Annotated in this window: 12 protein-coding genes; 7 read left to right on the plus strand and 5 right to left on the minus strand. The window is 39.2% G+C overall.

The genetic code is table 11. The features are described from left to right. Window positions 1–29: 29 nt before the first annotated feature. Window positions 30–1,400: an aspartate aminotransferase family protein gene (locus BTO08_RS20380; protein WP_105062398.1), complete on the minus strand. Its 1,371-nt coding sequence runs from the start codon at window positions 1,398–1,400 to the stop codon at window positions 30–32. Next, complete coding sequence (gene phnW / locus BTO08_RS20385; protein WP_105062399.1) at window positions 1,400–2,518, minus strand: 2-aminoethylphosphonate--pyruvate transaminase; 1,119 nt, start codon at window positions 2,516–2,518, stop codon at window positions 1,400–1,402. Before phnW ends, BTO08_RS20380 begins: the two co-directional genes overlap by 1 nt. Window positions 2,519–2,790: 272 nt before the next feature. Between phnW and BTO08_RS20390 the strand changes: the two genes are divergently transcribed. After that, on the plus strand, window positions 2,791–3,804 hold the full coding sequence (locus BTO08_RS20390; protein WP_105062400.1) for a putative 2-aminoethylphosphonate ABC transporter substrate-binding protein: 1,014 nt from the start codon (window positions 2,791–2,793) through the stop codon (window positions 3,802–3,804). 66 nt (window positions 3,805–3,870) lie between these two features. Here the strand turns inward: BTO08_RS20390 and BTO08_RS20395 are convergent, their stop codons facing one another. Beyond that, window positions 3,871–4,131, minus strand: a complete 261-nt coding sequence (locus tag BTO08_RS20395; RefSeq protein WP_005364793.1) for a 4Fe-4S binding protein — start codon at window positions 4,129–4,131, stop codon at window positions 3,871–3,873. Next, on the minus strand, window positions 4,118–4,726 hold the full coding sequence (locus BTO08_RS20400) for a molecular chaperone TorD family protein (protein ID WP_105062401.1): 609 nt from the start codon (window positions 4,724–4,726) through the stop codon (window positions 4,118–4,120). The genes BTO08_RS20395 and BTO08_RS20400 overlap by 14 nt, the downstream gene beginning before the upstream one ends. A 122-nt stretch (window positions 4,727–4,848) precedes the next feature. Here BTO08_RS20400 and BTO08_RS20405 point away from each other — a divergent pair, with 122 nt between their 5' ends. The 6 genes from BTO08_RS20405 (at window position 4,849) to phnR (ending at window position 12,689) form a co-directional block, all read left to right on the plus strand. After that, a complete protein-coding gene (locus BTO08_RS20405) occupies window positions 4,849–7,311 on the plus strand; it encodes a DmsA/YnfE/YnfF family dimethyl sulfoxide reductase (protein ID WP_105062402.1) in 2,463 nt (820 codons plus the stop codon). Next, entirely contained in the window at window positions 7,311–7,943 is a 633-nt protein-coding gene (locus tag BTO08_RS20410; RefSeq protein ID WP_006643938.1) for a DMSO/selenate family reductase complex B subunit, read from the plus strand. Before BTO08_RS20405 ends, BTO08_RS20410 begins: the two co-directional genes overlap by 1 nt. After that, entirely contained in the window at window positions 7,940–8,785 is an 846-nt protein-coding gene (locus BTO08_RS20415; RefSeq protein WP_105062403.1) for a dimethyl sulfoxide reductase anchor subunit family protein, read from the plus strand. The genes BTO08_RS20410 and BTO08_RS20415 overlap by 4 nt, the downstream gene beginning before the upstream one ends. Before the next feature lie 215 nt (window positions 8,786–9,000). Beyond that, window positions 9,001–10,080, plus strand: coding sequence for a putative 2-aminoethylphosphonate ABC transporter ATP-binding protein (locus BTO08_RS20420; RefSeq protein ID WP_431356682.1), 1,080 nt, complete (start codon window positions 9,001–9,003; stop codon window positions 10,078–10,080). A 27-nt stretch (window positions 10,081–10,107) separates the two neighbouring features. Continuing rightward, the gene (locus BTO08_RS20425) at window positions 10,108–11,859 is read left to right on the plus strand and encodes a putative 2-aminoethylphosphonate ABC transporter permease subunit (RefSeq protein ID WP_105062405.1); all 1,752 of its coding nucleotides are present in this window, start codon (window positions 10,108–10,110) and stop codon (window positions 11,857–11,859) included. Between the two features lie 128 nt (window positions 11,860–11,987). Further along, complete coding sequence (gene phnR, locus BTO08_RS20430) at window positions 11,988–12,689, plus strand: phosphonate utilization transcriptional regulator PhnR (RefSeq protein WP_105062406.1); 702 nt, start codon at window positions 11,988–11,990, stop codon at window positions 12,687–12,689. On the opposite strand, the gene BTO08_RS20435 is transcribed toward phnR, so the two are convergent. Further along, window positions 12,686–13,567, minus strand: a complete 882-nt coding sequence (locus BTO08_RS20435) for a VirK/YbjX family protein (RefSeq protein WP_105062407.1) — start codon at window positions 13,565–13,567, stop codon at window positions 12,686–12,688. The genes phnR and BTO08_RS20435 overlap by 4 nt on opposite strands. Window positions 13,568–13,623 lie beyond the last annotated feature (56 nt).

Genomic DNA, 13,623 nt, shown 5'->3' on the forward strand with positions numbered 1-13,623 from the left:
TTTCTATCCTTTTAATTTTTCACATTAATTCAGTTAATAATGATTTCGCTAATAGCTTGCTCAACAATATCTAATGCATGAGCAAGATCTTCACGCTTGATAATCAGTGGGGGGCTTAATTGCAGTACGTTACCTTGCGAGACTTTAAAACTTAAACCTAGCTCTAAGCATCGATATAGCACTTGTTCAGCAGCATCATAGGCACGGCTTTTAGTGAGGCGATCGGTGACAAGTTCAATCCCCCATAACAACCCTAACCCTCTTATATCGCCAATGACGGGATAAGATTTTTGCATTTGAGATAAACGTTCAGATACATAGTCTTGGTCTTGCTTTACTTTATCTAATAGCTTTTCAGATTCGATGACATCAATGGTCGCAAGCGCGGCGGCACAACCTATCGGGCTTTTCTCATGGGTGTAGTGACCCAATGAAATATCAGCAGCTTGGTTATATTTATCTTTCGTAATTAAAGCTGCAAATGGCACAACACCACCACCTAAGCCTTTGCCTATACATAAAATATCAGGTTCAATTCCAAAAGCTTGATAGCTAAACCAGTGACCAGTTCTTCCCATACCATTTGGAATATCATCAATGATCAGCAAAACATTGTGTTTGTCACATATTTCACGTACCCGTTGCCAGTAGGCTTTTGAAGGCACTTGTACATCAGTATTGCGTAACCCTTCTGCGATAAATGCTCCTACACCGCCCTCTTTTTCAATGACATATTCAAGGTAGTCGGCGTAATGTAAATCGCTATTATCTTCACGTGGAAAAGCGCCACGATAGGTAATCGGTGGTGGAATACGCTCGACGCCAGCCATTAATGGTCCCATCCCCTGCCGAAAACACGCTTCACCACCTACTGATATGGCATCTAAAGACGCGCCATGAAATGAATCCCACAACGAAATCACTTTTGCATTACCCGTAACAATACGGGCTAATTTCAATGCCATACCAACCACGGATGTTCCACCGGGAGCAAACAGCACGCGATCGAGTTCTCCACCAGCGATTTCTGTTAGTTTCTTTGCACAATCAATCGCAGCTTGATGAGTAAAACGTCGCGGAGCAAAAGGCAATTCAGTCAATTGTTGTTGAATGCTTGCTAACACTTTAGGGTGACCATACCCCAGCTGGTGAACGTTATTACCATGAAAATCCATATAACGTTTACCACTAATATCTTCTATATAAATACCATCGGCTGCTGCTAACGCATTCATACAAGGTGTGGACATGGATTGATGTAAAAAGTACTCGCTGTCTTGCGCTAACATTGCTTCGGTTTGCGGTGAGTTTAATTTTCGATACCACTTTGTTCGAGCCTCAGTAGTATTGGTATCCCCCTCACAACGCAGATGTAGATTTTTTTCAGCAGTCATACTCATTATTGTGTAGCCTTCTGCCAAAACATGGTTTGCGCAATTGCATCTAATAAACGGCGAATATCATCGTTATGGACGTCTCCAATGTTACCAATACGGAAACAATCAGCGTTTGAAACTTTCCCCGGATAAATAACAAAACCATGTGATTTCAACTGAGTATAAAACTCTTTAAAATCGTAATTTGGCGCTGTTGGTGAGTCAAATGAAGTGATAATTGGTGAATGAAGTGATTGAGGTAGTAAACACCTGAAGCCTAATGACTCCATGCCCTTTACAAGTAAGCGTTGATTCGATAGATAGCGTTGATAACGAGCTTTAACACCACCTTCTTGTTCTAGCTCTAACATGGCTTGATAGAAAGCACGTACGGTATGCGTAGGAGAGGTAAAACGCCACTTACCGTTATTTTTCTCCATGCAATCCCATTGATCATAGAGATCTAGCGATAATGATCGTGCTCGTCCTTGGCATTGTTTTAACTCTGACGTTTTTGCAATAACAAAGCCAAATCCAGGTACGCCTTGAATACATTTATTAGCAGAGCTGATCATAAAATCAACACCAAGCTCACCAATATCCATTGGAATACCACCAAAACTCGACATTGCATCTAAGATCATGATCTTATTACGTGATTTAACTAAATCACAAACCGCTTCAATCGGGTTCAACATGCCTGTCGTGGTTTCACAATGCACCATGGCAACATGTGTAATATCTGAATCGGCATCCAACAAATTAGCAATATGCTCAAGATCTGGCTGTTCAACTTCACTTAGCTCAATAACATGATGATCAATGTTTAAATACTCAGCAATTTGAGTGATGCGCTTGCCATAAGCACCATTATTAATGACTAATAATTTGCCATCAGCAGGGATAACTGTGCCAATTGTTGCTTCTACTGAGGCGCTCCCACTCCCTTGCATCAGTACTGATGTGTAACCGTTATATTGTGTTGCCAAATCCACCAGTTTAGTGCGAATCACTTCAACAATATCTTTGTTGTAATCATCATCCCATGTACACCAATCTTTTAACATTGCCTCACGAACAGACTGCGTTGTTGTTAAAGGGCCGGGGGTTAACAGCAAGTATTGATTCGTCGAGTTTTCCATCTTTTAATCTCATTTGGACTATACCAGTTTAAAAACTATAACGAGTTAAAAACCAAGCTGTAAATGGCTCATCTAAAGAGTTAATAAAAGATTCATATTAGAAAACTCTCATCTTTGTTCAGTCATATAAGCCACATAAAACCGCCTTAAAACTGAAATACAGTAATCATCTAAGCGTCATAAAGACACCCTAGCATCGTAATGGCTCACAAACTGGTACATACCAAAATTACAACATTGAGTTAGATTTTATCAATCATGGAGATACAACAATGAAGAACCGTTGGATACTAGCCCCTCTTGCTGCTATTTCAGTACTTTCAGCGACACATGCTTTTGCCGCAGAGGAACTAACGGTATACAGTGCATTTGAAACTGATATGTTAGCTAAATTTAAAGATGGTTTTGAAAAAGCTAACCCAGATATCAAAATCAAATGGGTACGTGACTCAACAGGGATCATGACTGCAAAATTACTTGCTGAAAAAGACGCACCACGCGCTGATGTTGTTTGGGGCTTGGCTGGATCTTCAATGGCATTGCTTAAAGAAAACGGCATCTTAAAGCCGTACTCTCCTAAAGGTTTAGATCAAGTTCGCCCTTCTCTTATTGACCCACAAGCAAATAAAGCATGGTTTGGTAACGACGCATTTTTTAATGCGGTTTGTTATAACGAAGTGGTTGGAAAGAAACTCGGTTTAACTAAACCTGAATCTTGGCAAGATTTATTAAAACCTGAATACAAAGGCCATATTGCAATGCCTAACCCTGCTTCTTCGGGGACTGGCTACATGCAGGTTTCAGCATGGCTACAGACTATGGGTGATAAGGCTGGCTGGGAATACATGGCGAAGCTTGATAAAAACATCGATCACTACACTCACTCTGGTTCTAAGCCATGCGTTCAAGCAGCACAAGGTGAGGTGGCTATCGGTATCTCTATGGCCATTCGCGGTGCAACACTAAAATCACAAGGAGCACCTATCGATGTGATCATGCCTAAAGGTGGTGTTGGTTGGGAAGCGGAAGCTGTTGGTCTTGTAAATGCTAAATCTGCAGCAGCAAAGCGCCTAGTCGATTGGTCAATTTCAGCCGATGCTAACAAATTATACAACGAATTCTATCCTGTAGTAGGTCGTAAAGCAGAATCTAAACCAGTACCAAACTACCCTGATGTTGAAAAAGCCATGGTTAAAATGGACTTCTCAAAAATGGCATCATCTCGCAAAGATGTACTAAGAACATGGTCTGAAAAGTTTGATTCGAAATCTGAGCCAAAATCTTAATTAATCTAACTTTAAAACGCCGAGCCTATCACAGGCTCGGCGTTTTAAATGAATAACACATTAATTCTAACTAATAGAGATTGCTGAAATATAGCAACTAATCATGCATTCTTTACAAAGCGTGCATTTTTCATGATCAACCACAGGTTTACTCTCAGCTAGCCAAGTAATCGCTTGCTGCTGACAACTGTCACTACAACTTTCACAATAACCATAAATATTATCGCAAGTATTACTTATCACGATTTTTTCTTGAATCACCTGGGTTTGTGTTCTTGCAAATCGGGTAAATAACTCTCGGCGACTATACTGTTTAGCTTCGCGCATTAAAATAAACCTTGCTAGGAATTGCTTCAGCACCAAACTCCTCAGTAAGCACCTCAAGAAACTCTTGTCCTAATAAAGCTAACTGATGGTAAGCACCTTCTGGTGCCGCTTGTTCTAATAACGTTAAATAATGACTTGCCCATGGCAATATATGAACCGAAAGCAACGCTTTAACAGCATCAAACTCCTTAGCCTCTATCAAGCTTGAAACAACCATTAACATCAATCCAAATTGATCTTCTGGTTCATTATGACAAGCTTCAAATTCAATATCATATTGCTTTAAAAAAGCACGAAAAGCTAAAGTCGATTCGCCAAACACAACAGACTCTCGATCTAAATATACCGAGCCCCAAGGTGGTGCTTTCATTTCACCTACCCCAGTGAAGAGTTCATCATGCCAAACAGCTAATACATCTGAATCAGTGTTTAAGAAGGCATTAGTTGTGACATCAAATTGTGTATACCCTGTATTTTCTAATGTAAGCACAGTGCTTACACCAGAAACGTCATATTGGCTTGGATGGTAATAAAATAACCCTCCAATAACACGACTAAACACTCTTATATTATCCAGATCAGCACTGCTATACATTTCAACTCACAATTTATTAATTTTACCGTTAGCACAACAATACTTTTTAACTATTTTATATATATTGACATAAAACAATAAACGATCATTTCATATAGGCATAATTGTGATTCAAATAAGCAATGTCCCAAGGAAATATCGTGTCTAACTTAAAAAAGTCATTGAGCATTACTCGACGTAATGTATTAAAAAGTGGCTCTTTATTAGCTGCGAGTGTTGGTGGTATGTCCCTACCATTCACCAGCGTAAAAGCTCTAGCAAAAGAAACACCGACTAAACCTAATGAAAAAATCGTCTGGTCATCTTGTACTGTAAACTGCGGTTCTCGATGTCCCTTACGAATGCATGTTGTTGATGGTGAAATAAAATATGTTGAAACAGATAATACTGGTGACGACATTTTCAACCATTCACATCAAGTCAGAGCTTGTTTACGTGGACGCTCAATGCGCCAACGCGTATATAATCCCGACCGCTTAAAATATCCATTAAAACGTATTGGTAAACGCGGTGAAGGTAAGTTCCAACGTATTAGCTGGGATGAAGCTTTTGATATTATTGGTAATAGTCTTAAACATACCATTAACGAGTATGGAAATGACGCTGTTTACCTAAATTACGGTACAGGTACCCTTGGTGGCACTGTTACTAAAAGTTGGGATCCTTCAAGTACGTTGATTGCTCGAATGATGAACCTATGCGGTGGTTACCTTAACCATTACGGTGATTATTCTGCCGCAAATATTGAACGTATGAGTGAATTCTTTTACGGCTCATTTGTTGATAACAACAGTATTGATGACGTTCAAAATGCCGACTTATGTATCATGTTTGGTAACAACCCTGCTGAAACTCGTATGTCTGGCGGTGGTCAGGTTCATAGTTTCGTTGATGGACAAAAGATCAATCATACCCGCACTATTTGTATTGATCCTCGCTATACGGACACCGCAGGTGGTCGAGAAGATCAATGGGTTCCGATTAAACATGGTACTGATGCTGCACTGTGTGCTGCGATTGCCCATGTATTGATCACTGAAAACAAAGTCGACCAAGCTTTCCTTGATAAATATTGTGTTGGTTATGATGCGAAAACTCTTCCAGCATCTGCGCCAAAAAACGGTAGCTATAAAGACTATATCTTGGGTCATGGCAACGATAATACAGCTAAAACACCAGAGTGGGCTGCTCCTATTACAGGTATTCCAAGCGATATAATCATTAAATTAGCCCGTGAAATTGGCAATTCTAACCGTATTTATATTACTCAAGGTTGGGGTTTACAACGCTCTGCTAATGGCGAACAAGCCTGTAAAGCTATCATGATGTTATCTCTACTGAGAGGTCAAGTAGGCCTTCAAGGTGGTGGTACTGGTGCTCGTGAAGGAAATCATAGTTATCCTTTTGTGCGCTTTCCTAAAGTAGAGAACCCAATCAAAACAGCCATTCCAATGTTCCTGTGGACCGACGCTATTTTCCGTGCTCATGAAATGACAGATAAAACGGATGGTCTTTTAGGTGCAGAAAAGCTTAATAACCCAATTAAGTTTATTTGGAACTATGCGGGTAACTGTTTAATCAACCAGCATTCTGATATCAACCGTACCCATGACATCCTACAAGATGAAAAAGCGTGTGAGATGATTGTTGTTATCGATAATCACATGACATCATCTGCAAAATATGCCGATATTGTGCTACCTGATTGTACAACTTCCGAACAGTCTGACTTCTGTATGGATGGCGCAGCGGCATCAATGCCTTACTTTATTTTCGCAAGCCAAGCAATTAAACCACGCTTTGAGTGTAAACCTATTTACGACATCATGACGGGTGTAGCGAAGCGTATGGGTGTGGAACAAGCCTTTACTGAAGGTCGTACGCAAGAAGAATGGTTACAATGGATGTATGCCGAAACCGTTAAACAAAACAACGATCCGCATCTTCCAGATTACGATACAATGCGTAAGCAAGGGATCTACAAAAAACAATTTGAACGTCCACATGTTCCTTATGAAGATTTCCGTGCAAACCCTGAAGCGAATCCATTGCCAACACCGTCAGGTAAAATTGAAATCTATTCTGAGCAATTAGCGACCATTGCTAAAGAATGGCAATTAGACAGTGATGAGCATATTACGCCTATCCCTGAATACCATTCCACCTTTAATGGTTGGGATTCAAAAGATCGTAAAGAATACCCACTGCAACTTACTGGCTTCCACTATAAAGCTCGTGCCCACTCGACTTATGGCAACGTTGCCTTGTTAAAAGCAGCTGCACCACAAGAGCTATGGATGAACCCTATTGATGCACAAACTCGCGGCATTAAAAATGGTGATCTTGTCAATGTGAGAAGCAAACAAGGTGAATTGAATGTTCGTGTGAAAGTAACACCGCGTATTATGCCGCATGTTACAGCACTAGGCGAAGGTGCTTGGTACTCTCCGAACAGTAAAGGTGTGGATCAAGCGGGTTCAATTAACGTATTGACCACCAGCCGACCTAGCCCACTGGCAAAGTCGAATCCATCTCATACCAACCTTGTTGAAGTTAAACTAGTGAAAAGCATGGGAGCTTCATAATGACACCTAAGAAACAATATGGCTTTTACATCGATTCCAGTAAATGTACTGGTTGTAAAACCTGTCAGCTTTCATGTAAAGATAATAAAGATCTAGGTATAGACCGTAACTTCCGCCGTATTTATGAATATGTTGGTGGAAACTGGAGTGAAAATAACGGCGTTTTTCGCCAAGATGTTTTCTCTTACTACCTTTCAATTTCATGTAATCACTGTTCTGATCCTGCATGTACAAAAGTTTGCCCATCAGGTGCAATGCATAAGCGTGAAGAAGATGGTCTAGTTGTTGTTAACGAAGATGTCTGCATTGGTTGTAAATACTGCCATATGGCTTGTCCATACGGTGCACCACAATACAGTGAAGAAAAAGGTCACATGACGAAGTGTGACGGCTGTTTTGAACGTGTTGCTGAAGGACTAATGCCTATTTGTGTTGATAGTTGTCCACTGCGTGCCATCGAATTTGGTGAGATTAGTGAACTGCGTAAAAAATATGGTAGTAACGCAAATTGTGCACCATTGCCAGATTCAAGCATTACGCACCCGAATTTGATCATTAAATTAAATCCTAATGGTAAACCGGTTGGTGATACTAGCGGATTTTTACAAAACCCTAGAGAGGTTAAATCATGATTTATCCTGAATTACCATTAGTCATCTTTACCGTTCTAGCACAGACAGCTGTTGGTAGTTATATCATTATGGCTTCGCGCCTGTCTGCAATGGGATCAACATTCAAACAGCGCCGCCCTCTTGTTCTTAGCATGTTTATCTTATGGGCATTTATGGCCGTTGGTTTTGCAGCTTCAACGATGCACTTAGGCAGCCCATTCCGTGCATTCAATGCATTAAACCGTGTTGGACATTCAGGCCTTTCAAATGAGATCTTAACGGGAAGTCTATTTTTTGCTCTTGGTGGAATTTACTGGCTTGCTGATCTGTTTAAAGTCGCCAATGAGTCTATTTTAAAGCTTGCTCGTATAATTGTTTCAATTGCTGGTATTGTCTTTATGGCAGCAATGGTAAAAGTTTATTTGATAAATACTGTGCCAGTTTGGAACAGTAGTTTTACTTATGTTGAATTTATTGGCACCGTATTAATGTCAGGAATACTATTAGCATATGTATTACTTAACTTCACAAACTCATCAAGTCGTGATCTCAATGTAAAATTGGCCATCTTAGGTGTAATCATTATCGCTCTACACCTCATTGTTACAGCGTGGCAATTAGTTGATATAGCTGAAATAACGACATCAATTCAAACAGGTGCTGACCATTTAGCAAACTACTCGGGTTCAATAGTTACGCGTTTAACTTTATTGGTTATTGCGGCTGGATTATGGATAACATCAGCTTTTAAAGCTTCGCTTACAACCAAGCTCGGCGTACTCGCGTTTATCGTAATGTTTATTGCTGAATTAATTGGCCGTGGTGTTTTTTACGGATTACATTTCACCGTCGGTCTTGTGTGATACGTGAATAAATCGAGATAAAACTAGAGGGTGTTGGTAGATTAAACAGATATATATTTGTTATCAGTCAGCACCCTTTATTATATATATTTTAAATACATACTGATCTTTCCCTTATATCTCGCAAATATAAACTGTCTTATTTGCGTAAAACTTACGTCATTGAAGTGTAACTCTTGAAGACTAAATTTGGTATATACCAATTAGTATGAGTTATCACCATGAGTACATATCTCCAAATTGACAACCTTTGTAAGCATTTTGGTCAATTCACCGCCTTAAAGAATATCTCCCTCGCTATCAATAAGGGGGAATTTATTTGTTTTCTAGGTCCTTCTGGCTGCGGTAAGACAACTTTACTTCGCGCTATTGCTGGCATGGATATCGCGAGCTCAGGTCATATCATTCAAGATGGCAAAGACACGACTTTCCTTGCGCCAGAAAAACGTGATTTCGGTATAGTATTTCAATCTTATGCCCTATTCCCAAACCTAACGGTATCAGAAAATATTGCATTAGGCTTACGTAATCAAGGTAAATCTCATAAAACAGCGAGTGACATTGTCACATATTGGTTAGAACTTATTGGATTGCCAGATTCTGGTGAAAAGTACCCAAGCCAATTATCGGGTGGTCAACAACAACGTATTGCTCTGGCTCGCGCACTCGCCTTGTCACCGGGTTTACTATTACTCGATGAGCCTCTATCCGCATTAGATGCAAAAGTACGAACACACCTTCGTGATGAAATTTGCCAACTTCAACGTAAACTTGGCATTACCACAATCATGGTAACTCACGATCAAGAAGAAGCTTTATCAATGGCTGACAGAATTGTTGTCATGAATCACGGTGTCATTGAGCAAGTTGGTACACCTGAAGAAATCTATCAAAATCCTGCTTCGCGCTTTGTCGCAGAGTTCGTTGGTAGCATGAACTTTATTGATGCATCTGTTGTGAGTGACGATAAAATCCGAATTGGTGAAACTTTGTTACCTTCACCGAATGAGCATCTTAATCGTGGACAACGTATTGAATTAGGTCTGCGCCCTGAAGATATTCATTTCACCGATAATAATCAACAATCAGCATATTCGATTCCTGTTCAAGTTGAAGATTTAGAATTTCAAGGTACTTACGTACGCGCAAATTGTCGACTGCAAGGCTATAACCCCACTAAAAATATTAAAGTCGACGTACCAATTAGAGAACTACGACGTCTTGCCATTAAGGAAGGTCATTTCCTCTTCGTGAACATCACTCAGCAATATACCCACATTTTTAAAGCTCAGTGATTTAACAATTTTAAAGGATTAATGATTATGGCTTCTCTACTTCCAGCTAAAGCTATCCCAAATAGTCGTCATCAAATAACATCGATACCACTCAATGTGCGTTTGGCAATTTTGAAAAATACTGTTACTAAGAACAACTTTATTATTGCGGTCATACTCATTTTACTTTTAGTAATGATGGGGACTTTTGTTATAGCACCACTCTTTTCTATGCTTCAAAAGAGCATGCAAAATGACACTGGACAATTTGTTGGTTTAGCCAATTTTGTAGAGTATTTTTCATACTCTTCAGTATGGCAATCAATCAGAAATACGCTCTTTATTGGTGTTACTGTCACTTCTCTCGTTGGTCTATTTGCTTTTTGTTACGCATACGCTTTAACCCGCAGTTGTATGCCATTTAAAGGGTTATTTAGTATTTTAGGAACAGCGCCAATCCTCGCACCTTCGCTGTTACCAGCACTCAGTTTAATCTATATCTTAGGTAATCAAGGGATTGCTAAAGAACTTCTAATGGGGCACTCCATTTATGGCCCAATAGGAATAACTATTGGTTTAACCTTCTGGTGTTTTCCTCATGCTTTGATGATCATCAAAACGTCACTTCGCACCTCAGATGCAAGATTATACGAAGCAGCAAAAGCTCTTAATACTTCGCCATTAAAAACATTTTTTATCGTGACGTTACCAGGAGCGAAATACGGTGTGATAAGTGCGTTGATTGTGGTATTTACACTTGTTGTATGTGATTTTTCAGTACCTAAGGTTATCGGCGGTAGCTATAACATTCTGGCAACTGATATTTTCAAACAAGTAGTTGGTCAACAAAACTTTGAGATGGGTGCGGTAACCAGTGTTGCGTTACTGGTGCCAGCAATTCTTGCTTTTACGGCTGATCGTTGGGTACAGAAAAAACAAAAAGGGCTATTTGATTCTCGCTCTGTCGCTTATGTGCCTCAAGCTAACTTTATCCGAGATGGTTTATGCTTTATTTTTTGTAGCCTTATTTGTCTCGTTATTATAGCAATTATTGGTATGGCGATTTACGGCTCGCTCGTCACATTTTGGCCATGGAATACCACCCTTAGTCTTCATAATTATAACTTTGCGCAATTTAGTGCATCCGGTTGGGAACCATATTTTAATTCGATTAAGTTAGGTGTATTGGTTGCCGTTTTCGGAACAATAACCATTTTTCTAGGTGCATACTGTATTGAAAAAGGACGCTGTCTGGGTCCGCTTCGTCAATTGCTACAAATGTTTGCAATTATTCCAATGGCAGTTCCTGGAATGGTGCTTGGTTTAGGTTATATTTTCTTTTTTAATAATAGCGCGAACCCGCTAACAATTATTTACGGCACACTTACTATTCTGGTCATTAACACAATAATGCATTACTACACTGTGGGTCATATGACGGCAGTCACGGCATTAAAACAATTACCTGAAGAAATCGAAGCAATTTCGGCATCATTAAAACTGCCGCAATATAAAGCATTTTTTAAAGTTACTTTACCTGTGTGCGCACCAGCGATTCTGGATATTTTTGTCTATTTGTTTGTTAATGCAATGACGACAACCTCTGCGATTATATTTTTATATTCAACAGATACTATGCCAGCGTCAGTTTCTGTACTAAATATGGATGAAGCAGGACAAACAGGACCAGCAGCAGCAATGGCTGTGATGTTATTAATCACAACGGCAATGGTGAAAATAAGTTATGTTGGTGTCAGTCAATTACTTGAAAGAACAACACAAACATGGCGTAAACGGTAAATAATATAAGGGCAAGGGAACGCTTGCCCTCTTGTATATTAATACTTTTATAATTCTATTTTATATCCATATAATACTGTTTAACGGATAAAAATTAAATTCGGCACCAGTTAAAAGAGAGTGGTTTAGTGCAATATTTAAAGATCAAGGATGCTATTTTTGAACAAATTGAATCAGGTCAATTAGGACAAAAACTGCCATCAGAAAGAAAATTGGCAGAGTCGTTTAACACAACTCGTATTACCTTGAGAGAAGCATTATCGTTACTTGAGTCTGAGGGAAAACTCTTTAGAGAAGATCGTCGTGGTTGGTTTATATCACCCCAACCATTAATTTATGATCCAACGAATACCACAGAGTTTCCTGCAATGGCGATGGCACAAGGTCGCACTCCCCGATCGGAGTTACTTTCTGCTGAATTAGTCAAACCCAATAAGCAAATAGCACAATTACTACAAACTACCACTGAAGATGAATTGTATCGAATCAAGCGTTTACGTTTTCTCGATAATCGCCCTGTCGTTGTAGTAACCAACTACATCTTACCGTCATTCTTTCCAGATTTACTGGAAACAGATTTTACTCACTCTCTCAGTATTATTTACCGTGAACATTACAAACGCATATATTCAAAAACGCGCTATCGTGTGAGCACTACATCATTAACAGGCTCTACAGCGACAGCGCTTCGTGCTACAGCAGGTAGTCCTGCTATGTTTGTAGAACGCTTAAATTATGATCAATATAATAATCTTATTGACTGTGACTTGGAATATTGGCGCCATGATGCAATATGTATTCAATCCCTTGCCACTTTAAAGAATACTTAGTGAACGATAGAAACTGCGTCTAACTTCTCTTTCAACTCTTGATCGTATTCATCTAACCACGCATAGCGTTCGCGATACATTTTACGCTTTGGTCGTTTAATGTCTTCCATTGCGCGACGCTCTGTGTGTAATGGTAACAAATAGAAGTCATCATTGAATTCTTCACCATTATGCTCTTGCCATAATTGGTCATAGTTAAGATTAATCGTTGACGCTTTTTTACCGTAACGCTTAGCGGTGTATACATGCGCACTATTTTTAACCGCATAGATATGTTCAATATTCATATCATTAGCAAATAAACGTAAGGTTTCAACCATAAATGACTTTGGTCGTAAGCCATAAAAAGCTTTCGTAAATAAGCGGCTAAATCCATTATCGTTAGCACCACCTTGCATACAACCAACATAAATATCGTTATCAATAACGGTAAATGCGATAGCGTAATAACGGTGATCGTTGCTATCTGTCAGTATTAACGCTAACTCACCCTCGCGACGATAAGTATGATCAAAACTTAGTTTGACTTGATAGGATTTATCCTCAATATCAAAGCTATAAAGCTCTAATTCATCAGTATAAATAGTATGGCGAGCTGAGTCTGAAAAATGGTTTTCCATCCAGTTATAATGTTTTTTTAAAACCTCAACAATTTGATTTTTAGAAAAACACGTAGCCAAATAGGGTTTTGTAAAGCGCATTAAAAATTCAGGTTGCTGCTCAATGACTTCTTGTCGTTGGGCATTTGAAAAGAAATGAGCAAGTTCTTTATATTGGCGTGAATATACCATTGCTCTAAACGCATATTTAGCGATAGACAATGTTTTACCGTGATTTTTATGACTGTAAGCGAGTTTTGCAGACTTTAATATACTCATTAGATGTCTCTAATCTTGTTTTTCGTAATTGTATACGAATTAAGTATAAAAGAGTA

The organism is Photobacterium angustum (assembly GCF_002954615.1).
Taxonomy (GTDB): domain Bacteria; phylum Pseudomonadota; class Gammaproteobacteria; order Enterobacterales; family Vibrionaceae; genus Photobacterium; species Photobacterium angustum_A.

Excerpts from the sequence above, each read along its gene's own strand:
- BTO08_RS20380 (WP_105062398.1), bottom strand. The coding sequence starts at position 1,400 with ATGAGTATGACTGCTGAAAAAAATCTACATCTGCGTTGTGAGGGGGAT.
- phnW (WP_105062399.1), bottom strand. The coding sequence starts at position 2,518 with ATGGAAAACTCGACGAATCAATACTTGCTGTTAACCCCCGGCCCTTTA.
- BTO08_RS20390 (WP_105062400.1), top strand. The coding sequence starts at position 2,791 with ATGAAGAACCGTTGGATACTAGCCCCTCTTGCTGCTATTTCAGTACTT.
- BTO08_RS20395 (WP_005364793.1), bottom strand. The coding sequence starts at position 4,131 with ATGCGCGAAGCTAAACAGTATAGTCGCCGAGAGTTATTTACCCGATTT.
- BTO08_RS20400 (WP_105062401.1), bottom strand. The coding sequence starts at position 4,726 with ATGTATAGCAGTGCTGATCTGGATAATATAAGAGTGTTTAGTCGTGTT.
- BTO08_RS20405 (WP_105062402.1), top strand. The coding sequence starts at position 4,849 with ATGTCCCAAGGAAATATCGTGTCTAACTTAAAAAAGTCATTGAGCATT.
- BTO08_RS20410 (WP_006643938.1), top strand. The coding sequence starts at position 7,311 with ATGACACCTAAGAAACAATATGGCTTTTACATCGATTCCAGTAAATGT.
- BTO08_RS20415 (WP_105062403.1), top strand. The coding sequence starts at position 7,940 with ATGATTTATCCTGAATTACCATTAGTCATCTTTACCGTTCTAGCACAG.
- BTO08_RS20425 (WP_105062405.1), top strand. The coding sequence starts at position 10,108 with ATGGCTTCTCTACTTCCAGCTAAAGCTATCCCAAATAGTCGTCATCAA.
- BTO08_RS20435 (WP_105062407.1), bottom strand. The coding sequence starts at position 13,567 with ATGAGTATATTAAAGTCTGCAAAACTCGCTTACAGTCATAAAAATCAC.